A 24168-nucleotide genomic window follows, 5' to 3' on the forward strand; every position below is an offset into this window, starting at 1 on the left:
TCGGGAGCGCCGGCGCCGTACCGCACCAGCCGCGGGGTGCGCGGAGGTAGCGGCTGCGTTGCCGTCGTGCCTGAATGATTGCAGAGGAGGTGAGTGGCCCCACAATATGACCCTCGGTGCCTGCGGCGTTCCGTCTGGTACGCGACGGATAGACAGGTTTGTCACCTGGAACGGTCGCCCCGGCGGACAAATTGTGTGTCGACACGCGGTGATGGCTGGTGAACTGAGCGTAACTGGTCCAAGCTGACTGGTATCTGGTGAGCCTTAAGTGGCGTTTGTCCGTTTAGGTCCCGCGCCCACGCCACCGACGAGCCCGCCGATGTCGATGACGAGGAGTGTGCCGGTGTCCGAGCCAGGCGAGGGTCCCGGAACGCCATTCCTCGGCCGCCGCCACGCGGCCCCCGGCGCCGGTTACCGACCGGTGGTCGGGGCGCACCGGGCGCCCGGACTGGGCGGCCCCAGCCGAGGCTACCTGTTCACCGTCGCCCTGCTCGCCGGCACCGCGTCGATGCCGATCCTCGCCGCCATCAGCGCCGGGTCGGCCACCGTCGGCAGCACCGCGCTGCCGGACAACAGCACGCCGTTCATCCCGACGCCGTCGGTCGGCCCGGTGGTGATCTCGCTCCCCGCGACCGGTCAGCCGATGCTGGGCACGCCCCGGACGCCGGCGGTCGGCCCGACCGCCACGAGCACCCTGCCGCCGCCCGCGCCGCCGCTGCTGGCGGCCGCCCCGGTGCTGCCCCCGGCCGCCGATCCCGGCTCGGTGTGCCGGTCGCGCCCGGCGACACCCCCGCCCGGGCCCACCCCCGGACCCATCCGGACCAGGCCGACCAGCTCACCGCGCCCGTCGCCGACCCCCTCGCCCTCACCCTCCGACCCGCCGACGCCGGATCCGTCCCCGACTCCGACCGCCGACCCGACCAGCACCCTCTCGGCGCCGGCGCCCGACCCCTCGCCGACGGCCACCACCGGACCAACCGGGACCCCGTCGCCGGAGGGTTCCCCCGCGCCCACCGTCACCAGCGGGCCGCCGGTCGGGTCTCCGGGGCCGACGCTGAGCCCGACGACCCTGAGCTGACGGGTCTGCCCCAGGCAGGGCCGACGGGCCCGACCGGAGCCGGGGCGGTCAGCGTTCGGGGCGGAGCATCGGTGGGTGCAGCAGGGTGGCCGGGCCGCGCCGGAAGAGTTGCGCGGGCCGCCCGCGCTCGCCCTCGGTGGCGCGGCCGACCGGCTCCACGAAGCCGGGGGTGCCGGTGACCTTGCGGTGGAAGTTGCGCGGATCCAGTCGGGTGCCCCACACCGTCTCGTAGACCGTGCGCAGCTGCGCCACGGTGAACTCGGGTGGGCAGAAGGCGCTCGCCAGCGGGGTGTACTCCAGCTTGGCCCGGGCCCGTTCCAGTCCGTCGGCCAGGATTCGGTCGTGGTCGAAGGCGAGCTGCCCGGGGGTGAGCCGGGAGACCGGCAGCCAGTCGGCGGAGGCGGCGTCGCTGCCGGCCACCGGGGTCGGCAGGTCGGGCAGCAGGGCCAGCCAGGCCACGGTGACCACCCGGCCGCGCGGGTCCCGGTCCGGCCGGCCGTACGTGCCGAGCTGCTCCAGGTGCCCGGCGGGCTCGGGTAGCCCGGTCTCCTCGGTCAGCTCCCGGGCGGCCGCGTCGGGCAGGTCCTCGTCGATGCCGACGAAGCCGCCGGGCAGCGCCCAGCGCCCCTGGTACGGCGGGATGCCGCGGCGGACCAGCAGCACGCTCAGCTCGTCCGACCGGACGGTGAGCACGACCAGGTCGACCGTCACGGCGAAGGGCGGGTACTCGGACATCTCTTTATCACCACCTTGACGATAACCTAGCAGAACAGTTATCGTCGGTTAGACGAAAAAGGGGAGGAGCCGATCATGGCCGATGTGACGAGGCGACTGTTCCTGCGCCACCTGCGCGGGACGCCGACCAGCTGGGTCCGGCTGCACGTGGGCGGCAAGGTCCGTCGCGAGGGGACCGGGCAGTCGTTCTGGTACCGGCCGCTGAACGCCGTGCTCAGCGAGGTGCCCGTGGACGACCGGGAGCTGCCGCTGCTCTTCCACGCCCGGACCGGCGACTTCGCCGACATCACCGTGCAGGCCACCGTGACCTACCGGGTCGCCGACCCGGCGCGGGCCGCCGGCCGCCTCGACTTCTCCGTCGACCCGCGCACCGGCAGGGCCCGGTCCCGGCCGCTCGACCAGGTGGCCACCCTGCTGGCCGAGCTGGCCCAGCAGCCCGCCCTCGACCTGCTCGCCCGGGTGCCCCTGGCGGAGGCGCTGACCACCGTGGCGCCGGTCCGCGAGGCGGTCTCCGGCGCGCTCGACGACGACCCCCGCCTCACCGACCTCGGCGTCGCCGTGGTCAGCGCCCGCGTGGTGGCGATCCGGCCCGAGCCCGAGCTGGAACGCGCCCTCCAGACGCCGACCAGGGAGGCGGTGCAGGTCGAGGCCGACCGGGCCACCTATGCCCGCCGCGCCCAGGCCGTCGAGCAGGAGCGCTCCATCGCCGAGAACGAGCTCCAGAACAAGATCGAACTGGCCCGCCGGGAGCAGCAGCTCGTCGAGCAGCACGGGGCGAACACCCGCCGCCGGGCCGAACTGGACGCCGCCGCCGAGCTGGCCGCCGCCCAGGGCAAGGCGGAACGCGAGAAGGTCGCCAACGCGGCGGCCGCCGAGCGGGCCCGAGTGCTCGCCGCCGCCGAGGCGGAGAAGGAGCGCGTCCTTGCCGGCGGCGCGGCCGAGAAGGACCGGGTGCTCGCGGCGGCCCGCGCCGACGGCGTACGCGCGGTCGGCCACGCCGAGGCCGAGGCGGAGGCGGCGAAGCTGGCCGCGTACGCCGAACTCCCGCCGGAGGTGCTGCGGGCCCTGACGGTCCGGGAGATCGCCGGCCAACTTCCGCAGATCGGCCAGCTCACCGTGACCCCCGACGTGGTGACCGACCTGCTGGCCAAGCTGGCCGGCGCGCCGGGCCGGTGAGCGCGACCCTGGCCCCGCGGGTGGTCATGGTGAGCCGCCGCAGCGAGCTGGACGAGCTGCTGGCCCGGCACGGCACCCGCGCGGCGGCGGCCTGGTACCTGCGGGAGCGGGGCCGGGACCTCGCCGCGGTGGTCGACCGGCACGCGGCCCTGCAGGCGGCGCTGACCACGGTCGGCGCCGCCGTCCCGGCCAACTGGCGGCGCGGCGCGGTGGACCGTGACGACCTGCCCCGGTTCCTCTTCGGTCCGGAGGACGTCGTGGTCGCGGTCGGTCCGGACGGCCTGGTCGCCAACGTGGCGAAGTACCTGGACCGGCAGCCGGTGATCGGCGTCGACCCGGAGCCCGGCCGCAACGCCGGTGTGCTGGTCCGGTTCGCCGCCAGGCAGCTCGCCGGTCTGCTCCCGGCGGTCGCCGCCGGCGCGGCGCCGACCCGGGGCCGCGCGATGGTCAGGGCCGCGCTCGACGACGAGCAGGAGCTGGTCGGCCTCAACGAGGTGTACGTCGGCCACGCCTCCCACCAGTCCGCCCGCTACCTGCTCACCGTCGCCGACGCCGGGCGGGCCCGGCGGGAACGGCACTCCTCCTCCGGGGTGGTGATCGGCAGCGGTACGGGGGCGACCGGCTGGTGCGCGTCCATCGCGCGCGACCGTCCGGGTGCGCCGCGGCCGCCCGCCCCGGAGGAGGAGGCGCTCTGCTGGTTCGTCCGGGAGGCGTGGCCCTCCCCGGTCACCGGGGTGAGCCTCACCGCCGGCCGGATCGACGGCGTCGACCGCTTGGAGCTGGTCGCCGAGTCCGACGGCCTGGTCGCCTTCGCCGACGGCCTGGAGGCCGACCGCCTCACCCTGGCCTGGGGCCAACGCGTCACGGTCGACGTCGCTCCCCGCCGCCTCACCCTCGTAGAGCCCTGAGCGGCCCGCTGCGGCCCCCGCCGCCCCCGCACCCGGAGGGGCGGGGGCGGCGGGTGCGTCAGGCGGGGTCGTCGGTGAGGCGGTGCCGGTTGGCCTCGATCCAGGCGTCCAGGGCGGCCGGGTCGTCCGGGTCGACGCCGTCGGCCATCAGCTGGGCCACGGCGGCGGTCGCGGGGCTGCGCCGCTCGCCCGTGCTGTAGAGGCGGGCGAACTCGGGCACCATCTCCTCGACCGCCTCGTCCGTCCGGCGGGCCGCCGCCTCCGGCAGGCCCCGCTGCCGGGCCGCGTACGCCGCCCAGCCACGGAGCACCCGGGGCAGCATGGCGGCGTCGTCCATGTCCAGCACGGCCCGCCGGTGCACCCAGTCGAGCAGGAACAGCTCGGCGACCGTGGGGCTCCACCGCATCGGGTCGGCGTCCGGGAAGCTCTGCGCGTGGTCGAGCAGCAGGCCCAGGCAGAAGTGCAGCGAGGCCAGCTCGGCATCGGCCACCGAGTCCAGGCCGAACCGGGCGGCGTCCGCCGAGCCGAGGAAGCCCCGGACCAGCCGGGTGCGCTCGTGGTCGGTGAGCGGCGGAACGGACGCGGCGCCGTTCGCGCCAGCCGGTGCGGGCAGCACGGCCAGCCGCGCGCCGACCAGAGCCCGGTCGGTGGCGAGCGAGCCCGCCGCGGGCAGTTCGCCCAGGTCGTCGGTGACCGTCAGGTGCCGGGTCACCTCCCCGCGCATCCGGGCCGGCTCCTCGGTGCGGAACCAGGTCAGCTCGTCCTCGGTGCACATCTGTCGGACCTGTTCGAGGATCCGTTCGGCGGGGCCGCCGACGAACACGTCCTTCGTGATGCCGATGTTGTGGTCGACCAGCGCCACCAGGGCGTGCTCCGGGCCACCCTCGGCGTCGTCGTACGCGTAGGTGGCGAGGTACGAGGTCTGGTCGCCGTACACGTCGCCGTAGGACCAGACGCCGGTGAGGTGGACCCGCCCGAGCTGGCCGGCCCAGGCCGGCGCCTGCGCGCCGGGGCGGACCCGGCCGGTCCCGTCGGCGTCCGGCACCAGGGCGGCGAAGACGGCGCGGATGGTGGTGGCGGCGGCGCTGCGGCGGCGGGAGGTGGCGGCGAGGAAGCCGGTCACGAACTCCCGGACGGCGGTCTCCCGGTCGGTCTCCGCGACGGCGTACACGCTGCCGAGCAGCGCGGCGCCGAGCATCTCCGCGTCGAGGGCGCAGTCGAGCCTCGTCACGTCGCGGGCGGCGTGCAGCACCGCCTCGTAGGGGGTCTGTGGCGTGGCCATGCACCGACCCTACGCCGCCGTCCCGGCCCGGACACCTGCCAGCACGCCGAGCCGGCCCCCGCGCTCCCGGCCGGTCCGGCCGGGCGGGTGGTCGCGGCGTCCCGGAGTGGTCGGTCGGCGCGCAGCGCCGGGCGGCGTCCCGGAGTGCCTCGCGGGCCTGCGCGTACCGGGTCAGCACGGCGCGTACCGGGACGAGCACGTACTCCTCGCCGACCGTCCCCACCGAGATGATGAGCCGCTTCTCCGCCCGCCGGCGGGCCCGCCGCGCCGCCCACCGGACCACCGGTCTGGTCAGCGCCGCCACCAGCAGCCCGGCGAGCAGCCCGCCGAGGAGGAGCACCGTCGGCAGCGGGACCTCGCCCCCCCTCGGGTAGTCGAGCTCCGGCAGGCCGAGCGCCCGCAGGCCGTAGCCGAGCGCGAGCCAGCCCAGCCCGGCCAGCGCCGCGGCGGTGACCAGCCACTGGAGGCCGCCGACGACCCGCCACCAGGCCGGCCGCCGGTCCAGCCCCAGGTCGGTGCCGGCCACCGCGCGGTCCAGCCCGTCGGGCAGGTCGCCGAGCCGGGACCGGGCCGCGGCGGTCACCGCGGTCGGCCAGGGCGCCGGCAGGTCGGCGCCGGACCGGTCGGCCACCGCGCGGATGGCCAGGTTGAGCGCCGAGCGCTGCGCGGTGGTCGGATCCGGTACGGACGTCGCCGCGACCAGGCTCTCCGCGGGCGCGTCGGCGTCCCCGCCCGGCCCCGGCAGGTGCAGCCGGCGCAGCGGGTCCGGCCGCAGTCTGCGCCAGCCCTTGACCAGCGGCCAGCCGGTCGTCCCGCCGGCCCGGTGCCGGTACGCGCCCTCGACCGCCTCCGCCACCGTCGGCACTCCGGCCGCACCGGACAGCGCCCGGGTGAGTTCCCGCGTCGACCCGTCGTCCGGGCCGGTACGCGGCGGCTCCGCGCCGACCAGCGGTTCCAGCCCGGCCACCACGGTGTCCACGTCGCCGGCCAACCGGCGTAGCGCCGCCTGTTGCTCGGCGACCGTACGCTCCAGCGCCCCGCGCAGCCCGGCCAACCCGGCCGGGTCGACCGCGACGGTGGGGAGCAGCGGAACCCCGTCCAGCCCGTCGGCGTCGAGCAGGCGGCGCAGGTCGGCCAGCACCCGGGGCAGCTCGGCCGGGGCCAGCCGGTCGGCCTGGTTGAGCACGACCACGGTGACGTCCCGGTGCCGGTGGAACTCGCGCAGGTAACTGGTGTGGATCACCCGGTCGGCGTACTTCTGCGGGTCGACCACCCAGACCACCAGGTCGACCAGGCCGAGCAGGCGGTCCACCTCCAGCCGATGGGTCCGCTGCACCGAGTCGAAGTCGGGCAGGTCCAGCAGGACCAGCCCGCGCAGGGCGGACTCGTCCTCGCCGTCGAGCGCGCTCTCCCGGACGAATCGGTGCCGGGGCAGCACGCCGAGCCAGTCGAGCAGCCGGCTGGCGCCACCCAGCGGCCCCCAGACGCAGGCGTGCGCCACGCCGGTGGTCGGCCGCCGCACGCCGACCGGCGACAGGTCCAGCCGGGCGAGGGCGTTGAACAGGCTGGACTTGCCGCTGCCGGTGGCCCCGGCCAGGGCGACCACGGTGTGGTCGCCGGAGAGGGTGAGCCGGGTGCCGGCCCGCTCGACGACGGTGTGCGCGGTGACCAGGCGCGCGTCCGGCACCTGGCCGTCCACGGCGCCGAGGAAGCGTTGGACGGCCTCCAGGCGGGCGATCAGCGCATCCGGGTCGACCTGCTGGTCACCCCGGAACGCCTCGCGCACCCGGCCGACGATGTTGGTCATCTGCGCCAGCCTTCGTTCGCGACTGCGGGGCTCGCAGGCTCGACTCGCGTTCCGGCGCGGCGGCGTGTCACGCGAGCCGTCCAGGAACGCTCGCTCCTCGCGCTCACCGCGCCCCACCCGTTCCGGCGGGGGGCAGCACCGGGCCGTCGGTGCGGGACAGGCCGCTGCGGTGCCGGGCCATCTCCACCTCGGCGGCGGCCCGGCGCAGGGCGGTGCCGGTCTCGGCGACCGGGCGGGCCTCCGCCGTCCGGCCGAGGTAGCGGGCCGCCTCCTCCTCGAGCAGCGCCCCGACCCGGTCGAGCAGCTCGTCCCGGGCCTTGTTGGCCAGGTTGCGCACCGCCTGGTCGCCGAAGATCGCCTGGAGCACCGCCTGCGCGGCGACCGTGGTGCCGGCGCCGGTGGCCACCTCCAGGCCGGTCGGGATGAAGGCGGTCGAGGCGAAAACGGCGATCATCACGGCCAGTCCGGTGGCGTTCACCGCGTACGCGGCCGTCCGGGCCACGAAGCGGCGGTCGCCGCCCTCCTCGCGAACCAGGTCCAGCACCCCGCGCTGCCAGTCGCGGACCAGCCGCTCGGCGCGTTCGGGCAGGTCCTCGGAGGGATGGGCGAGTGGGGGGTCGAGCAGCGCCGCCCCCGCCGGGTGCGCCTTCCATCCGGTGTACGCGTTCTCCGCCGCCTCCGAGGCGACCCCGCGCAACAGGATGACCAGCTGCGACTCGATCGCGTTCCGCAGCTCGGCGGCGGGCGCCGGACGCCCGGTCACCGCCGCGACCACCCGGTCCCGGAGCCGACCGATCCGCGCCTCCAGGGTGCGGAAGAACTCGCCGGTGCCGACGAACTCCTGCCAGCGGGCCAGCACCTCGCCGCGGAGCAGCCGGCCGTCCTTGAGCCCCTGCTCGACGGTCCGCTCCGCTCCCCGGTACGCCGCCCGCACCCGCTCCTCCAGCGCGTCGGCGGCGGCCACCTGCTCGTCGGCGGCGTCGGCCAGCCCGTCGACGGCGGGTTGCAGGGCGGCGAGCGCCCCGTCCAGGGTCTGCCGGACCACGGCGGACCGGACGTCGGCGTCGGCGGCGAGCCGGGAGAACCAGGCGCTCAGCGGGGCGGTGACCTTGTCGGGGAGCAGCCCCTGGCCGTCGACCCAGGTCTCGGGCAGCACGAAGAGCGGCGCGGCGCCGAGCTCCTGGGCGGCGAGCATCTCCGACAGGTGGGCGGCGATCTCGTCGGCCGCCTCCGGGGGCACCCGGTCGAGCACCATGGCGATCACCGCGCCCCGGGCGCGGGCGCTGCGCAGCAGCTCCCAAGGGACGGCGTCGGCGTACCGGGCGGCGGTGGTGACGAAGAGCCAGAGGTCGGCCGCGGCCAGCAGCTGGCCGGCGAGGGCCCGGTTGGCGTCGACCACCGAGTCGATGTCGGGCGCGTCGAGGAAGGCCAGCCCGGCGGGGAGCGCGGGTGCGGTGACCAGGTGCAGGGTGCCCGGGTTCTCGCTCGGCTCGTTGGTGCGGGTGAGGCCGGGCAGCAGGTCGCCCTGGCGGAACCAGGCCGAGTCGGTCGGGTTGCAGACCAGCACCGGGGAGCGGGTGGTCGGGCGGAGCACGCCGGCGGCGCTCACCCGCGCCTGGACCAGGCTGTTGACCAGGGTCGACTTGCCGGCCCCGGTGGACCCGCCGACCACCACCAGCAGCGGCGCGTCGAGCCGGGCCAGCCGGGGCAGCAGGTAGTCGTCGAGCTGGTCGGTGAGGCCGGCCGCGGCGTGCCGGGCCGGTTCGGCCGAGGGCAGGGCCAGCGGGAACCGGGCCGCGCCGATCGCGGCCCGCAGGCCGGCGAGCGCCGCGGACAGGCCGTCGCCGGTGGTGCCGGGCGGAGCCTCCCCGGCCTCGTGCGGTCCGGTGCGGACTGCGACGGCGGGCGCGCCGGGCGGGGTGGCGGGATCGCCATGCGTCGTCACCGCTAAAGCGTGCCCGACCGATGCAAGGGAAGACAACCGGACGGTAATAACGGTCGGGTTGCGTCGGGTCGACTCAACCTCGACTTGCGGTTTCCAGGGGGCGTGGCACTATTGAGTCAAGTTCACTCAACTTGTGGTGGGATCGCTGACGGCGACGCCCGCCGGAACCCAGCGGGCGATGCCCGTCACCTGCTCGACGTTACGAAGCGAGGAAGCGAACATGGCACGTGCGGTCGGCATCGACCTCGGCACGACGAACTCCTGCGTCAGCGTTCTCGAGGGCGGTGAACCCACCGTCATCGCCAACGCTGAAGGCTCGCGGACGACCCCCTCTATCGTCGCGTTCGCCCGCAACGGCGAGGTGCTCGTCGGTGAGGTCGCCAAGCGCCAGGCGGTCACCAACCCGGATCGGACCATCCGGTCGGTCAAGCGGGAGATCGGCACCAATTGGACCGTCGACATCGATGGCAAGAAGTACACCCCGCAGGAGATCTCGGCCCGGACGCTGATGAAGCTCAAGCGGGACGCCGAGGCGTACCTGGGCGAGCAGATCACCGACGCGGTGATCACCGTCCCGGCCTACTTCAACGACGGCCAGCGCCAGGCCACCAAGGAGGCCGGTGAGATCGCCGGCTTCAACGTGCTGCGGATCGTCAACGAGCCGACCGCGGCCGCCCTGGCGTACGGGCTGGACAAGGGCTCCAAGGAGCAGACCGTCCTGGTCTTCGACCTGGGTGGCGGCACCTTCGACGTCTCCCTGCTCGAGCTGGCCGAGGGCGTCATCGAGGTCAAGTCGACCAGCGGTGACAACCACCTCGGTGGCGACGACTGGGACCAGCGGATCATCGACCACCTGGTGAAGACCTTCCGGGGCGAGCACGGCATCGACCTGGGCCAGGACAAGATGGCCCTGCAGCGGCTCCGCGAGGCGGCCGAGAAGGCCAAGATCGAGCTCTCCGCCGCCACCACCACCAACATCAACCTGCCGTACATCACCGCCGGCGCGGCCGGTCCGCTGCACCTGGACGTGTCGCTCAGCCGCGCCGAGTTCCAGCGGATGACGCAGGACCTGCTGGACCGCTGCAAGGGCCCGTTCGAGCAGGCCGTGAAGGACGCCGGGATCAAGGTCTCCGACGTCGACCACGTGATCCTGGTCGGCGGCTCGACCCGGATGCCGGCCGTGACCGACCTGGTCAAGCAGCTCACCGGCCGGGACCCGAACAAGGGCGTCAACCCGGACGAGGTCGTCGCGGTCGGCGCCGCCCTGCAGGCCGGTGTGCTCAAGGGCGAGGTCAAGGACGTCCTGCTGCTCGACGTGACCCCGCTGAGCCTGGGCATCGAGACCAAGGGCGGCATCTTCACCAAGCTGATCGAGCGCAACACCACCATCCCGACCAAGCGCTCCGAGGTCTTCACCACGGCGGACGACAACCAGCCGTCGGTGTTGATCCAGGTGTTCCAGGGCGAGCGGGAGATCGCGGCCTACAACAAGAAGCTCGGCACCTTCGAGCTCACCGGGCTCCCGCCGGCGCCGCGTGGCGTGCCGCAGATCGAGGTCACCTTCGACATCGACGCCAACGGCATCGTCAACGTGCACGCCAAGGACCTGGGCACCGGCAAGGAACAGAAGATGATGATCACCGGTGGCTCCTCGCTGCCGAAGGACGACATCGAGCGGATGCGCCGGGACGCCGAGGAGCACGCCGACGACGACAAGCGCCGCCGCGAGGAGGCCGAGACCCGGAACGTGGCCGAGGCGCTCCAGTGGCAGACCGAGAAGTTCCTGGCCGAGAGCGGCGACAAGCTCCCCGCCGAGAACCGGGAGCAGCTCAACGAGGCGCTCGGCGAGCTGCGCAGTGCGCTCGGCGGCCAGGACATCGAGAAGATCAAGGCGGCGCACGAGCGGCTGGCCCAGGTCTCGCAGCAGGCCGGTTCGCTGCTCTACTCGCAGCAGGCCGAGCAGGGTGAGCAGCCGGGTGCGGCCGGGCCGGGCGCGGGTGCGACCGGTGGCCCGCAGGCCGGCGGCGCCGACGACGTGGTCGACGCGGAGATCGTGGACGAGGACGGCAAGAAGTGACCTGCCGCCGACGGACACGTACCCACGGCAGAGGGATGAGGTAGCCGCATGACGGAGAAGCCGCGAGCCGCCGGCCCGGGCTCCACCGGGTCGGCGTCGGGTGGCTCCGCGAGCGCCGGGCAGGCCGCTGGCGAGGAGCCGCGGGTCGTCATCCGTGACAAGCGCAAGATCAGTAAGACGAAGGAGCCGGCCGCCGCCGACGCACCCGCCGACGCGCCGGCCGAGGCACCGGCCGAGGGGCTGGTCGAGGAGGCAGAGGTCGTCGTCGACGAGATCGAGGTCGAGGCGAACGCGGTCGACGGTCCGGCGCCCGCCGGGCCGCCGGTGGTGGACGCACCGGCCCAGCCGGCGGAGGGCGGCGGTGCGCTGCTCGGCGCCGAGCTGGAGTCGCTCCGCGCCGAGCTGGACGAGCGGACCCGGGACCTGCAGCGGGTGTCAGCGGAGTACGCCAACTACCGCAAGCGGGTGGACCGGGACCGCAGCCTGGTCCAGGAGCAGGCGACCGGCTCGGTGCTGGCCGCGCTGCTGCCGATCCTCGACGACCTGGACCGGGCCCGCGAGCACGGCGACCTGGTGGGCCCGTTCGGCACGGTCGCCGAGCAGCTCACCACGGCGCTGGGCAAGTTCGGCCTGACCGCGTTCGGCGAGCAGGGCGACCCGTTCGACCCGACCCGGCACGAGGCGGTGGCCCACCAGACCTCCGCCGACGTGACCGAACCGACCTGCGTGCAGGTCATGCGCCGGGGTTACCAGCTCGGCGAGCGGCTGCTGCGGCCCGCGCTGGTCGCGGTGGCCGATCCGGAGTAGTACCGACCCGTGTCGTCCCGCCCGCCCGTCCGGGGTGGGCGGGACGACGGGGTACGTCCCGTGGAAGGGGGTGGACCGTTGAGTTCCAAGGACTGGATCGAGAAGGACTACTACGCCGAGCTGGGCGTGGAGAAGTCCGCCTCCTCGGACGAGATCAAGAAGTCGTACCGGAAGGTGGCCCGGGAGTCGCACCCGGACCACAACCCCGGCGACCCGAAGGCCGAGGAGCGGTTCAAGGCCGTCTCCGAGGCGTACGCGGTGCTCGGCGACGAGAAGAAGCGCCGCGAGTACGACGAGATGCGCTCGCTCTTCGGCTCGGGCGCGTTCCGCCGCAACGCCCGCGGCGGGAGCCAACCCGGCGGCGTGCCGTTCGACGTCTCCGACCTGTTCGCCGGCGGCGCGGGTGGCGGCGGTGACACCCGCTTCGGCGGAGGTGGCTTCACCGACCTGTTCAGCTCGATCTTCTCCGGCGGCACCGGCGCCGGCGGTCCGGCCCGCCCCCGAGGCCCGGCGCGCGGTCGGGACGTCGAGACCGAGGTCGCCCTGGACTTCGACGACGCGGTACGCGGGGTGACCCTGCCGCTCTCGCTGCGCGCTCCCGGCGTCTGCGACACCTGCCACGGCAACGGGGCGAAGCCGGGCACCCAGCCGGTGGCCTGCCCGGCCTGCCACGGTGCCGGGGTGACCACCCGCAACCAGGGGTCGTTCAGCTTCTCCGAGCCGTGCCGCAACTGCCAGGGCGTGGGCACCGTCGTCGAGGAGAAGTGCCCGGAGTGCCGCGGCACCGGCGGGGTCACCAAGACCCGCACCCTGAACGTCCGCTTCCCCGCCGGAGTGGCCGACGGCCAGCGGATCCGGCTCGCCGGGCGGGGCGAGCCCGGCGAGCGGGGCGGCCCGGCGGGCGACCTCTTCGTCCAGGTGAAGGTGCGCCCGGACGAGCTGTTCGGGCGCTCCGGGGACGATCTGACCCTGACCGTGCCGATCACGTTCCCGGAGGCGGTGCTCGGCACCGACCTGCGGGTGCCGACCCTGGACGGCACGGTGACCCTGCGGGTGCCACCGGGTACGCCGAGCGGTCGGGTGCTGCGGGCCCGGGGCAAGGGTGTGGTGCGCAAGGACGGCCGGGCCGGGGACCTGCTGGTCACCCTCGACGTGGTGGTGCCGGCGAAGGTGTCGGACGAGGCGCGGGCGGCGCTGGAGTCGTTCGCCGACCAGACCCCGCACGCCGCGCGGGAACATCTCGACGCGCGGGTGCGTCGGTTCAGTTGATCCGGTCGGGTGCTGCGGAGGTGAGTGGGGATGTCGCAGGAGTTCATCGGCTCGGGTGACCCTGCCTACGAGGCCAAGGTGCTGATGATCTCGGTCGCCGCGCGAATGGCGGGGATGCACCCGCAGACCCTGCGCCAGTACGACCGGCTCGGCCTGGTGCAGCCGGGCCGCGCCGCCGGCGGCGGCCGTCGCTACAGCGTCCGGGACGTGGTGCTGCTCCGCGAGGTGCAGCGGCTCAGTCAGGACGACGGGATCAACCTGGCCGGGGTCAAGCGGATCATCGGGCTGGAGCGGCTGCTGGAGCAGGCGCAGCAGCGGGTGGCCCAGCTGGAGGCGGAGCTGGACGCCGCGTACCGGCGGATCGCCGAGCTGGAGGCGCTGGCCACCTTCCCGGGCCGGGATCTCGTGCCCACGAACCGCACCTCGACGGCGCTGGTGGTCTGGCGTCCCCGCCGTAACCCGGAGCGCTGACCCGCCCGCCGCTCGATCGCTGGTCCACACCGGCCCGGCTCGCAGTTCGGGGAATCCCCGGGCGCGGGTCGGGCCGTTTCGCTAGCCTCGGAATCAGGTCCAACCAGCTCAATCCGGACTCCGAACTGGCAGGGGGAGCCATGGCGGAATCGGCGAAGAAGGTGGCCCAACAGACGGAGGACCGGCTCGAAGAGGTGGCCGAGAACGTACGGGAGAAGTTCGACCAGGTCACCGAGGGCAAGTTCACCGACGAGATCAAGAACGGCAGGTTCGCCGATCAGGTCGACCACGGCATCGACCAGGGGCGGACCGAGGCCAGACGCCGGAAGCAGGGCGGATCGGGACGCTGACGATCCGCCGACGTGCGGGCCGGGACCCACGGGGGGTCCCGGCCCGTTCGCCGTTCAAGGCGGCGGGGTTCCAGTCGGGTGGACGCGTGGCGAGCAGCGCCGGGCCGCCGTGGTTCAGCCGAGGCGGCTGTTCTCCCGGACCAGGCCGCCCTCGCACCAGTGGTGGTAGACGAAGAGGTCCGGCCGGGCCAGCAGCACCCGGCTGTTGTGCGCCCAGTTGCGCATCGGCTCGTCGCCGGCCCGTTCGGCCTGCTCGACCAGCTTGCGGAAGCGGCGCTTCGGGTGGGCCCGGAAGTTCGTCCGGATGCCGTCGGCGGCATAGATGTAGAGGCAGTGCAGGGCGAACCGCCGGGCCGGGCAGGCCGGGTCCATCGCCAGTTCGAAGAGCGTCGTCACCAGATGGTCGCCGGCGACCAGCAGGTCCCAGTCCGGGGGCATCGACGCGAGCGGCACCGAATCCGGCTGGTACGCCCACGCCCGCAGCTCCGCCGACGACGGATCAACGGGGTTGGCAAAGCCGTGGAACGTCGACTCCTGAACGCTCACGGCCAACCTTCCGCTTCCGCTTGCGGGGGAACCAGCCACCCGCGGACCTGGCTGCTGGGGCGACACGGTAACGCGGTTTCGCGCGGCGGCGGAAGACCTCTGCGGGACCAATTCGGCAACCGTTGGCCGGGCCGGGTCCACCGTACGGCCGACCCGGTCCTATCCGCATCGGTAGACGTCAGTCGGTCGTCGGCACCGGTTGCGGCCGGCGGACCTGGCTGCGCCGGCGCAGCCAGGTCTTGAACCACGGGAAGTCGGGCAGCCGGGCCAGCATCGGCCCGGTCACCACGGTGATCAGCACGTACGCCGTGGCGAGCGCCGCCAGCCGGGGCTCCACGGGCTGGGCGGCGGCGACCGCCAGCCCGGCGATGACGATGGAGAACTCCCCGCGCGGGGTCAGCGCGAAGCCGGCCCGCCAGCGACCGGGCTCGGCGATCCCGGCTCGCCGGGCGGCCAGGTAGCCGGTGAGCAGCTTGGTCCCCATGGTCACCACGGCCAGCGCCAGCGCCGGCAGCAGCACCGGCGGCATGTCCAGCGGGTCGGTGACCAGCCCGAAGAACACGAAGAAGACCGCGGCGAAGAGGTCCCGCAGGGGGGAGAGCAGCTGGGTCGCGTGGTGCGCCACCGGCCCGGAGAGCGCGATGCCGACCAGGAACGCGCCGACCGCCGCGGAGACCTGGAGCTTGGCGGCGGCCCCGGCGACCAGCAGGGTCAGGCCGAGCACCCCGAGCAGCAGCGCCTCCGGATCCTTGGCGGAGAGCGCCGAGGAGATCAGGTGGCCGTACCGGATGGCGACCGCCAGCACGAGCACCACCGTCAACACCGCCACGGCCAGGGCGATCCCGCCCTTGACCAGGCCGACGCCGGCCAGCAGCGCGGTGACCAGCGGCAGGTAGAGCGCCATCGCCAGGTCCTCGATCACCAGCACGGAGAGGATCACCGGGGTCTCCCGGTTGCCGACCCGGCCCAGGTCGCCGAGGACCTTGGCGATCACCCCGGACGAGGAGACCCAGGTGACGCCCGCCAGCACCACGGCGGCCACCCAGCCCCAGCCGAGCAGCAGCGCGAACGCGAAGCCGGGCAGGGCGTTGAGCACCGCGTCGATCAGCCCGGCGGGTGCCGCGGAGCGGAGGTTGCCGACCAGTTCGTTGGCGCTGTATTCCAGGCCGAGCATGACCAGCAGCAGGATCACGCCGATCTCCGCGCCGACCGCGAAGAACTCCTCGCTGGCGTTGAGCGGGAGCAGGCCACCGTGCCCGAAGGCGAGACCGGCGAGCAGGTAGAGGGGGATCGGGGAGACGCCGACCCGACGGCTGAGCCGGCCGAGGAGGCCGAGCAGGAGCAGCAGCGCCCCGACCTCGACGAGCAGAGTCGTGGTTTCGTGCATCCGCCTCAGCCGTCCGGGCCGTCGTCGGCGAGGATGGCGGTCATTCCATCGAGACCCTGGCGGGTGCCGACCACGACCACCACGTCACCGGCCGCGAAGCGGAAGGTGGGATCCGGCGAGACGTTCACCTCGCCCTGCCGCAGCACCGCCACGATGGAGGCGCCGGTACGGGTGCGTGCCCGGGTGTCCCCGAGCCGCTTGTTGACGTACTTCGAGCCGGCCGTGATGGCGATCTGCTCGGTGAGCAGCCCGGCGGCCTGCTCGCGCAGCCCGGAGAGCTGGCCGAGCATCAGCGACGCGCCGAGGATGTCGGCGAGCGCCTCCGCCTCGTCGTCGGTCAGCGGGATGTCTGCCTGGCAGGCGTCCGGATCGTCCGGGTCGTACAGGACGAGGTCCCGGCGGCCGTTGCGGTGGGAGACCACCCCCAACCGGCGGCCAGATTCGGTCACCAGGTCATGACGTACGCCGATCCCCGGTAGGGCAGTCTGTTCGACACGTACTCGCACCCAGGTGAGGCTACCCTGCGTCGGAGATCTGATGAGCCCGGGAGATCTTCTCCGCTGGTCGCGCTGCCCGTCCCGGTCTCGGTAGGACAATCTGTAGGTACTCGCACCCAGGTGAGGCTGGCTGCCGTGTGCTGGAGGCGCCATGAATCGGCGGACAGCCCGCTCGGTGACCGCACTGCTGTTCCTGCCGGCCCTGGCGGCCTGTTCGATCGGGGACGTCCGCCGGCCGCCGCCGAACTGGGCGTCCGCGTCACCCCGACCGGTCGTGACCGCGCCGGCGCCGCCGCGGGCCGCCGGCTTCGACGAGGTACGGCACGTCCGGGTCGCCGTCCCACCACGGTACGACCGGCCGTACGTCGAGTTCGTCGACGCGGCGCACGGCTACGCGCTCTTCGCCGCCTGCGACGGGGTGCCGCCCGGTCGCGGCTGTGCCGCCCTGCTCTTCGCCACCGTGGACGGTGGACGCTCCTGGCGAGCGCTGCGGCATCCCCGTCCGGTCGCGCAGGACCAGCAGCTCTACGCGGTACCGGGGGCGCTGGTGCTGCTCGCCGAGCCGTACGGCTGGTACACCTCCACCGACGGTGGTGTCACCTTCACCCATACCACCGGGGCGGAGCCGCTGCCGCTGGTGGCCGCGCGGGGCGACTACCAGGTCATCGAGGGCCGGGGCGAAGTCGGTGAGTGGGACGGCCGGCGGTTGCGCCCACTGACCGTACAGCCGTCGGTACCCGGGTTGAACACTGCCGGTCGCTACGGTGACCTGATCGTGGCGGCCGGTGCGGCCGCAGGCCGGCCATACGCCGCGGTGTCCGGGGACCGGGGGCGGCACTGGCTGCGCACCCCGGTGCCGTTCTCCGGCGGCGAGGTGGGGGTGCTGCGGGTGGCCTTCGCTCCCGACGGCGCGGGTTGGCTGATCGGGGAGCGGCCGGACCGGACCGATTTCCCGGCGCTCTGGCGTTTCGTCGGTCCACGGTCCTGGGAGCCGGAGCCCGCGGTCGGGCACCCCGCGCAGGCCCGGTCGGTGGCGCCGATCGGGGTCGGGCTGATGGCGGTGATCGGCCCCGACGGGGTGGGAATGGTGGCCGGGGGTCGTTACTACCACCTCGACTGGCCGCTCACGGCCGAGCACTACCTCACGGTGCTCGCCGACGGCACGATCGCCGCTTTCGGGCCGGACGACGTCATTCTCGGCACGGGGTGGACCGCCAACCGGCGCTGGATCAAGCTGATCCTGGACGGCGACTGACCCGATGGCTAGGTCTTCGCCTCCTACTTCGGCCCGGCGACGAACACCCCGACCCCCTCCAGCGTCTCGGTGAGGCCGGTCGCGCGGAGGATCATCATGGCCTTACCGACCACCGTGTCCGATACGCCGTACTCCTTGCACAGCTGCGAGCGGCTGGGCAGCTTCGTGCCAGGCCGCCACTCTCCTGAATCAATCTTGTTCTTCAGCTCGTCTGCGAGCACCTGGTACTGCTGCTTGGGCATACACACTCCCCGGATGGCACACCCATTCGATCACGCAGCAACCTCCAACCTCAAGCAATCGCGGGTTGGTCGTTGACCTACGACCGGTACCGATTGTAGGTTCCTCGTGAACGCCTCCGGATGGCACTTGGGGCGCTCACCCGGTCGGGGCGGGTGCCCCTGGAGTCCGTCCCGACCCCTCCCGGCGTGCCCTGCTGTCGTACTGCCGAGCGGGGCTGCGGCGGCAGGGCGGGGCGGCCCGGCTGATCAACGGTGCCCGGCCGGGCCGCTCCTTCCAGCCCCGCACAACCAGTCGAGGAAGGGACCGAACATCGTGCGCAACCTCTTGCGACCACTGCTCATGCGGCGCAACGGCGGGCCGGCGACCAGATCTGGTCCGTCGAACCGGCCGCCGGCAGGCGCGTACCGCTCCCCGTCGTATCCCCCGCTTCGCCCGTGGCAGGTGCGCAGCCGGGCCTTCGCCACCCGCCGTCATGGCCTGGACCCGGTCGAGGTCGTCGCGTTCCTCGACCGGGTGGCCGGGGATCTCGCCGCCGCGCACGCCGAGGTGGCCCGAAGCCGGGAGGAGACGGCCCGGATCAAGGACGCGCTCCGCGAGTGGCAGTCCCGCCACGCCCCCACCATGCGCGACCTGGCCCGGCGCCCGTGACCACCCGGTACGTCATCCATCTGCCGGTCACCGCCGCCGACCTCGCCCGCGCCAAGATCCTCGCGCGGACCGCCGCCCGCTCGCTGGCCTTCCTCACTCACGTCGATTCCGGCGAGACCACCGTTTCCACCGAGGACAACCAGGGGGTACGCCACCGCGTGTTCTGCGACCACCGCCTCGACAACGGCCGGCGCTGCGTCCTGCGCGCCGACCACGAAACTCCCTGCACCGCCCGCCTGCCCCGCTGGCCGGATTCGTCCCGGCGCCACCGTGCCCGATGATGCAGACGATTCAGCTCCAAAGGCGGTCCGCGCCCTACCGCCGCCCGGCGGCAGGCGCGGACGCCGACCCGTCACGACCACACTCCGACCGGTCCGGCCGGACGGCGAGGTGCCCGGCGGGGGACCGGAGTCCCGACCGGTCCAGGTACTCGACCACCGAGCCGGGCCAGCCGTGGATGAGCACCAGCGGGGTGGCGTCCGGCCGCGACCGGACATGCAGGAAGTGGATCTCCGCTGACCCGCACTCCTTCGGATCAGGAAGGCGTTCGCCGCCAGGCTGCCGCCCTGCCCAGGCCGTCGGAGCTGATGATGCCGTCACGGCGGAGGCGGTCCAGCACGACGCGGATCGTCGGATCGCTGACGCCGGGTAGCGCGGTGCGGATGTCGGACATCCGGAAGACTGCGGGAGCGTGGTTCACGTAGTCGCGGACCCGGTCCTGCTTCGAGCCGTCGGCTCGATCAGAGGCGGCCCGCTGCGCGAACGTCCGGTACGCCGTGGCCAGGATGTTGACGAAGTAGCTCAGCCATGGCCAAGGGTCGGCGCGGTCGTCGTGCCAGCCATGGGTGGAGTCGAGCAGGGCCTGGTAGTGCTCGTCCGCCGTCTCGGCGATCCGCTGTTCCAAGCTGACGTACCGCGAGACGGTGTAACCGGTCTCCATCAGCAGGGCGTTGGTGAGGGCCCGGGTCACCCGTCCATTTCCGTCCTCGAAGGGATGGATCACGAGCAGATCGAGTGCGAAGAGCCCGACCAGGAGCACCGGGTGATGCCGTTGGCCTGACACTTCGGCCAGGTAGCGGTCGATCAGCTCCGACACGTAGAAGGGCGTGTCCGACGCTCGGACGGGCTGGAAGCGCACGGTCACCTCCCCCGAAGCGGAGCGGTCGACGACCAGGTTGTCCTCGGTCTTGAACCGACCGCCGGCGGCTGCGGTGTGCCCGAAGAGCATCTTGTGCAGGTGGAGGAGAAGTCCGCTGTTGATTGGGCGCCACGGACCCTGGAACAGATAGTCCTGGGCGTCCCGGTAGCCGGCGAGCTCCTGCTCGCTTCGGGTCCTCAGCTGCGTGACCCTGCCTGAAAGGATCTTGTCTGCTCGAGCGTGGTCGGGGACGACGACACCCTCGATGGCTGAGGAGGCCGTGATGCTGGCGACGCGAGCCCGGTTGGCGAGCTGGCTCAGCAGGCCAGGAAGTTGATCCCGGTAAAGCGCCTCCGAGCCCCGACCGACGTCCACCGTGCCGAGCGCGGTGACGACCGGACCAGGCACCTGACCGATCAACCGATCGAGATCGGCGAAACTGCGCATCACGTCATCCGCTCTAGAAAGTACCTATTTTCAGGCTCGGATATTTAGTTTATGTAGTTCTGTTGGATAGATCCGCGCACGACCGGCCGCGTATCGAGTGAGCCAGGTCACACACCTGGAGTTGAGCGGAATAGGCTCAACTCTGGTTGTGTCCTTCCTAGTGGACACGCCGATCCGGGGGAGCCAATGAACACGGAACGACTCACCACCAAGAGCCGCGAGACCATCACCGGCGCCGTCGCCCTGGCCAACCAGCGCGGCCACGCCACCGTGGAGCCCTGGCACCTGCTGCTGTCGCTGCTGGACACCGAGGGCTCGACCGCCGCCGGCCTGCTGCGCGCCGTCGGGGCCGACCCCGCCGAGCTGAGCCGGGCCGCCCAGCGTGCGGTCGACGCGCTGCCCGCCGCGCGCGGCTCCAGCATCGCCGAGCCCACCCTGGCCCGCGAGTTCGTCAACGCCATCGGCGCCGCCGAGCAGATCGCCCGGCCGCTGGGCGACGAGTACACCTCCACGGAGCACCTGCTCGCCGGCCTCGCCCGGGTGGGTGGGGCGGTCTCCGGCGCGCTGAAGTCCGCCGGCGCCACCGAGGAGAACCTGGTCGCCGCCTTCCCGACCGTGCGCGGCGGGGACCGGCGGGTCACCACCGTAGACCCGGAGCAGACCTACCAGGCCCTCGCCAAGTACGGCGTCGACCTGACCGCGAGCGCCCGCGACGGCAAGATCGACCCGGTGATCGGCCGGGACTCGGAGATCCGCCGGGTGATCCAGGTGCTTTCCCGGCGTACGAAGAACAACCCGGTGCTGATCGGCGAGCCCGGCGTCGGCAAGACCGCGATCGTCGAGGGCCTCGCCCAGCGGATCGTCGCCGGTGACGTGCCCGAGTCGTTGCGGGGCAAGAAGCTGGTCTCCCTCGACCTCGGCGCGATGGTCGCCGGGGCGCAGTACCGCGGCCAGTTTGAGGAGCGGCTGAAGTCGGTCCTGGAGGAGATCAGGAACTCCAACGGACAGGTCATCACCTTCCTCGACGAACTGCACACGGTGGTCGGCGCCGGCAAGGGCGAGGGCTCGATGGACGCCGGCAACATGCTCAAGCCGATGCTGGCCCGGGGCGAGCTGCGGATGGTCGGCGCGACCACCCTCGACGAGTACCGCGAGCACATCGAGAAGGACCCGGCGCTGGAGCGCCGCTTCCAGCCGGTGCTGGTCGGCGAGCCGACCATCGAGGACACCATCGGCATCCTGCGCGGCCTCAAGGAGCGCTACGAGGTGCACCACGGCGTACGCATCACCGATGCCGCGCTGGTCGCCGCCGCCTCCCTCTCCGACCGCTACATCACCGAACGGTTCCTGCCGGACAAGGCGATCGATCTGGTCGACGAGTCCGCGTCCCGGCTCCGGATGGAGATCGACTCCCGGCCGGTCGAGGTGGACGAGATCGAGCGGGCGGTGCGCCGGCTGGAGATCGAGGAGATGGCGCTGGCCAAGGAGCCGGACGCCGCCTCCGCCGAGCGCCTCGAACGGCTGCGCAAGGAGCTGGCCGACAAGCGCGAGCAGCTCACCGTGCTCTCCGAGCGTTGGCAGCTGGAGAAGAGCCACATCACCAAGCTCTCCACTGCCAAGGAGGAACTGGAGCGCCTCGGCGGCGAGGCCGAGCGGGCCGAGCGGGACGGCGAGCTGGAACGCGCCGCTGAGCTGCGGTACGGCCGGATCCCCGCCCTCAAGGCCGAGCTGACGAAGGCCGAGGAGGAGCTGGCCCGGCTCCAGGCCGACGGCGCGATGCTCAAGGAGGAGGTCGGCGCGGACGACATCGCCGCCGTGGTCGCCTCCTGGACCGGCATCCCCGCCGGCCGGCTGCTCGAGGGCGAGACGGCCAAGCTGCTCCGGATGGAGGAGTCGCTGGGCTCCCGGGTGGTCGGCCAGACCGAGGCGGTCACCGCGGTCTCCGACGCGGTCCGCCGCGCCCGGGCCGGCGTCGCCGACCCGGACCGCCCGACCGGCAGCTTCCTCTTCCTCGGTCCGACCGGTGTCGGCAAGACCGAGCTGGCCAAGGCGCTCGCCGAGTTCCTCTTCGACGACGAGCGGGCCATGGTCCGCATCGACATGAGCGAGTACGGCGAGAAGCACTCGGTGGCCCGCCTGCTCGGCGCCCCGCCCGGGTACGTCGGCTACGAGGAGGGCGGGCAGCTCACCGAGGCGGTGCGCCGCCGGCCGTACTCGGTGATCCTGCTGGACGAGGTGGAGAAGGCCCACCCGGACGTCTTCGACGTGCTGCTCCAGGTGCTCGACGACGGTCGGCTCACCGACGGCCAGGGCCGGACGGTGGACTTCCGCAACGCGATCCTGATCCTCACCTCCAACCTCGGGTCGTCGGTGATCAGCGACCTGACGCTGGCCGAGGAGCAGCGCCGGGAGGGTGTCCTCGCGATGGTGCGGTCGCACTTCAAGCCGGAGTTCATCAACCGCCTCGACGACATCGTGGTCTTCGCCGCGCTCCGCGGTGACGACCTGCGCTCGATCGTCGACATCCAGCTCGGCCGGATGCGAAAGCGGCTGGCGGACCGCCGGCTCGGCCTGGAGATCACCGAAGCGGCCCGCACCTGGCTCGCCGAGCGCGGGTACGACCCGATCTACGGTGCCCGCCCGCTGCGTCGCCTGGTCCAGTCGGCCATCGGCGACCAGCTCGCCAAGGCCCTGCTCGCCGGCCAGATCCGCGACGGCGACACGGTGAAGGTCGACCTCTCCGACGCCAAGGAATCGCTGGCGGTCACCGCCGCCTGACGGATCGACCGCAATGATCAAGAAGTTTGCGTCCGAGGAGCCGGTGCTCCCGGACGCAAACTTCTTGGTCAACAGGGTCAGCGGCCCCGGCGCGGGGCAATAGTGAGGGCATGTTGGGGATCGGGAAGAAGGACCGCGAGCTGAACGCCGCCGTCAAGGAGCTGGCCAAGGCCGACACGCTCGCCTTCGGCGGGGTGGGCATCGCGTCCACCCTGCTGCCGGCGACCGAGGCGTACCGGCACGTGGAGCGGGCGCTCGACGAGCACCCCGAGGCGGCCCGTAAGAAGGTCGACTGGTTGCTCACGCACGGCTCGCCGGCGGGAAAGGCGTACGCGGCGACGCTGCTGGACCAGGTCGACCCGGTGGCCGGTCGGGCGGCCTGGACGCGGCTGCGCGACGACGAGCGCGAGTTCACCACGTTCAGCGGGTGCGTGATGGGGCGCGCGACGCTGCATGGGTACGCCACGGAACGCCTCGCGGACGCCTGACCGGGGCCGGGGCGGCCGGTAACCGACCAGTGACTCGGCGAGCAAGTTTTCCCAGCCCGGGCGTCGGGTTGTTACCGTTCCCGCCGACGCACGTGGGGAGGTGGTCGTGAACGGTTCGGTGGCGTACCTGGTGACGACGCTGGGATGTCTGATCGGAGTGGCCGGTGCCGTGATCGCCGTGGTGGCGCTCCGCAAGGCCCGGTCCGGGCCGCGCCCGCCGGCGCCCGGCGACCCGTTCCGTGACCGGGACTCCGACGCGCTGCGCGGTGACCCCCGCAAGCTCCGCCCCGGCGACATCGTGGAGATCCGCCAGGTGCCGCACACGGTGCGCGGCTCGGTGCACCTCGTCGAGGGCGGCTGGAGCTGGGCGGAACACCAGCTCGACGACGCCGGCGGGGTGAAGCGTTGGCTCTCCGTCCAGGAGGACCCGGACCTGGAGCTGGTGCTCTGGACCGCCGAACCGTCCGCCACCGTCACGCCGGGCGCACCGACCCTCGACGTCGCCGGCCGCCGCTACACCTGGGACGAGTCCGGCGAGGCCCGCTACACCGCCACCGACGGCACCGGCCTCGAACCGCGCGGCACCATGCGCTACTACGACTACCAGGCGCCCGGCGGGGGCCGGCTCTCCTTCGAGGCGTACGGGGAGGCCGGCTGGAAGGTGGCGCTCGGCGAGAAGCTGCACCGGGCCGAGGTGATGATCTACCCGCAGGGCGGCCCGGAGAAGGCGGCCTGAGCCTGCCGGTCGACGTCGACGCCGAGAGCGGCCTCGAACGGTTCGGGCTGGCCGCCGCCACGTTGCTGCAGCCCAGGGTGCTGGAGTACGCCCGGACAAA

23 protein-coding genes and 1 pseudogene are annotated in these 24168 nt (G+C 73.2%); 14 read left to right on the forward strand and 10 right to left on the reverse strand.

Annotated elements, in window-relative coordinates; translation table 11 throughout:
* Positions 1-343: 343 nt before the first annotated feature.
* A complete protein-coding gene (locus SLP03_RS14385) occupies positions 344-1078 on the forward strand; it encodes a hypothetical protein (RefSeq protein WP_319461091.1) in 735 nt (244 codons plus the stop codon).
* Positions 1079-1126: 48 nt separating this feature from the next.
* Here the strand turns inward: SLP03_RS14385 and SLP03_RS14390 are convergent, their stop codons facing one another.
* On the reverse strand, positions 1127-1813 hold the full coding sequence (locus tag SLP03_RS14390; protein ID WP_319461092.1) for an NUDIX hydrolase: 687 nt from the start codon (positions 1811-1813) through the stop codon (positions 1127-1129).
* Between the two features lie 75 nt (positions 1814-1888).
* Between SLP03_RS14390 and SLP03_RS14395 the strand changes: the two genes are divergently transcribed.
* On the forward strand, positions 1889-2989 hold the full coding sequence (locus tag SLP03_RS14395; protein WP_319461093.1) for an SPFH domain-containing protein: 1101 nt from the start codon (positions 1889-1891) through the stop codon (positions 2987-2989).
* Positions 2986-3897, forward strand: a complete 912-nt coding sequence (locus SLP03_RS14400; protein WP_319461094.1) for a hypothetical protein — start codon at positions 2986-2988, stop codon at positions 3895-3897. Before SLP03_RS14395 ends, SLP03_RS14400 begins: the two co-directional genes overlap by 4 nt.
* Positions 3898-3955: 58 nt before the next feature.
* Here SLP03_RS14400 and SLP03_RS14405 read toward each other — a convergent pair whose 3' ends face one another.
* From SLP03_RS14405 to SLP03_RS14415, 3 genes and pseudogenes are all read right to left on the reverse strand, one after another.
* A complete protein-coding gene (locus tag SLP03_RS14405) occupies positions 3956-5179 on the reverse strand; it encodes a hypothetical protein (RefSeq protein ID WP_319461095.1) in 1224 nt (407 codons plus the stop codon).
* Positions 5180-5303: 124 nt separating this feature from the next.
* Positions 5304-6986, reverse strand: a pseudogene (locus tag SLP03_RS14410) (GTPase); the annotation flags it as partial.
* Between the two features lie 103 nt (positions 6987-7089).
* Complete coding sequence (locus SLP03_RS14415) at positions 7090-8931, reverse strand: GTPase domain-containing protein (RefSeq protein WP_319461096.1); 1842 nt, start codon at positions 8929-8931, stop codon at positions 7090-7092.
* 220 nt (positions 8932-9151) lie between these two features.
* Between SLP03_RS14415 and dnaK the strand changes: the two genes are divergently transcribed.
* The 5 genes from dnaK to SLP03_RS14440 all read left to right on the forward strand — a co-directional run bounded on the left by dnaK (position 9152) and on the right by SLP03_RS14440 (position 13905).
* A complete protein-coding gene (gene dnaK, locus SLP03_RS14420; RefSeq protein ID WP_319461097.1) occupies positions 9152-11008 on the forward strand; it encodes a molecular chaperone DnaK in 1857 nt (618 codons plus the stop codon).
* A gap of 48 nt (positions 11009-11056) precedes the next feature.
* A complete protein-coding gene (gene grpE, locus SLP03_RS14425; protein ID WP_319461098.1) occupies positions 11057-11815 on the forward strand; it encodes a nucleotide exchange factor GrpE in 759 nt (252 codons plus the stop codon).
* A 78-nt stretch (positions 11816-11893) separates the two neighbouring features.
* On the forward strand, positions 11894-13084 hold the full coding sequence (gene dnaJ / locus SLP03_RS14430; protein ID WP_319461099.1) for a molecular chaperone DnaJ: 1191 nt from the start codon (positions 11894-11896) through the stop codon (positions 13082-13084).
* Between the two features lie 30 nt (positions 13085-13114).
* Positions 13115-13555: a heat shock protein transcriptional repressor HspR gene (locus tag SLP03_RS14435; RefSeq protein ID WP_319461100.1), complete on the forward strand. Its 441-nt coding sequence runs from the start codon at positions 13115-13117 to the stop codon at positions 13553-13555.
* A 140-nt stretch (positions 13556-13695) separates the two neighbouring features.
* Positions 13696-13905 carry a hypothetical protein gene (locus SLP03_RS14440; RefSeq protein ID WP_319461101.1) on the forward strand — a complete coding sequence of 70 codons (210 nt, stop codon included), beginning with the start codon at positions 13696-13698 and terminating at the stop codon, positions 13903-13905.
* Between the two features lie 114 nt (positions 13906-14019).
* Here the strand turns inward: SLP03_RS14440 and SLP03_RS14445 are convergent, their stop codons facing one another.
* The 3 genes from SLP03_RS14445 to SLP03_RS14455 all read right to left on the reverse strand — a co-directional run bounded on the left by SLP03_RS14445 (position 14020) and on the right by SLP03_RS14455 (position 16344).
* Positions 14020-14451, reverse strand: a complete 432-nt coding sequence (locus tag SLP03_RS14445; RefSeq protein ID WP_319461102.1) for a hypothetical protein — start codon at positions 14449-14451, stop codon at positions 14020-14022.
* A gap of 178 nt (positions 14452-14629) precedes the next feature.
* Positions 14630-15838, reverse strand: a complete 1209-nt coding sequence (locus SLP03_RS14450; RefSeq protein WP_319461103.1) for a cation:proton antiporter — start codon at positions 15836-15838, stop codon at positions 14630-14632.
* Between the two features lie 5 nt (positions 15839-15843).
* Complete coding sequence (locus SLP03_RS14455; RefSeq protein WP_319461104.1) at positions 15844-16344, reverse strand: cation:proton antiporter regulatory subunit; 501 nt, start codon at positions 16342-16344, stop codon at positions 15844-15846.
* A gap of 142 nt (positions 16345-16486) precedes the next feature.
* Here SLP03_RS14455 and SLP03_RS14460 point away from each other — a divergent pair, with 142 nt between their 5' ends.
* The gene (locus SLP03_RS14460; protein WP_319461105.1) at positions 16487-17590 is read left to right on the forward strand and encodes a hypothetical protein; all 1104 of its coding nucleotides are present in this window, start codon (positions 16487-16489) and stop codon (positions 17588-17590) included.
* A gap of 23 nt (positions 17591-17613) precedes the next feature.
* On the opposite strand, the gene SLP03_RS14465 is transcribed toward SLP03_RS14460, so the two are convergent.
* A complete protein-coding gene (locus SLP03_RS14465) occupies positions 17614-17832 on the reverse strand; it encodes a winged helix-turn-helix domain-containing protein (RefSeq protein ID WP_319461106.1) in 219 nt (72 codons plus the stop codon).
* Between the two features lie 313 nt (positions 17833-18145).
* On the opposite strand from SLP03_RS14465, the gene SLP03_RS14470 reads away from it, so the two are divergent.
* Entirely contained in the window at positions 18146-18481 is a 336-nt protein-coding gene (locus tag SLP03_RS14470; protein WP_413644522.1) for a DivIVA domain-containing protein, read from the forward strand.
* Positions 18478-18762 (forward strand): hypothetical protein, encoded by a 285-nt coding sequence (locus SLP03_RS14475; protein WP_319461107.1) that lies wholly within the window; start codon positions 18478-18480, stop codon positions 18760-18762. Before SLP03_RS14470 ends, SLP03_RS14475 begins: the two co-directional genes overlap by 4 nt.
* 34 nt (positions 18763-18796) lie before the next feature.
* On the opposite strand, the gene SLP03_RS31625 is transcribed toward SLP03_RS14475, so the two are convergent.
* On the reverse strand, positions 18797-19081 hold the full coding sequence (locus SLP03_RS31625; protein WP_413644523.1) for an epoxide hydrolase N-terminal domain-containing protein: 285 nt from the start codon (positions 19079-19081) through the stop codon (positions 18797-18799).
* Entirely contained in the window at positions 19017-20066 is a 1050-nt protein-coding gene (locus SLP03_RS14485; RefSeq protein WP_319461108.1) for a Fic family protein, read from the reverse strand. The genes SLP03_RS31625 and SLP03_RS14485 overlap by 65 nt, the downstream gene beginning before the upstream one ends.
* A gap of 186 nt (positions 20067-20252) precedes the next feature.
* Between SLP03_RS14485 and clpB the strand changes: the two genes are divergently transcribed.
* The 3 genes from clpB (at position 20253) to SLP03_RS14500 (ending at position 24068) form a co-directional block, all read left to right on the forward strand.
* Positions 20253-22844: an ATP-dependent chaperone ClpB gene (gene clpB, locus SLP03_RS14490; RefSeq protein ID WP_319461109.1), complete on the forward strand. Its 2592-nt coding sequence runs from the start codon at positions 20253-20255 to the stop codon at positions 22842-22844.
* A 110-nt stretch (positions 22845-22954) separates the two neighbouring features.
* A complete protein-coding gene (locus tag SLP03_RS14495; protein ID WP_319461110.1) occupies positions 22955-23332 on the forward strand; it encodes a hypothetical protein in 378 nt (125 codons plus the stop codon).
* A 106-nt stretch (positions 23333-23438) separates the two neighbouring features.
* Positions 23439-24068 (forward strand): DUF4178 domain-containing protein, encoded by a 630-nt coding sequence (locus SLP03_RS14500; RefSeq protein ID WP_319461111.1) that lies wholly within the window; start codon positions 23439-23441, stop codon positions 24066-24068.
* Positions 24069-24168 lie beyond the last annotated feature (100 nt).

This window comes from Micromonospora sp. RTP1Z1, assembly GCF_033804685.1.
Taxonomy (GTDB): Bacteria; Actinomycetota; Actinomycetes; order Mycobacteriales; family Micromonosporaceae; genus Micromonospora.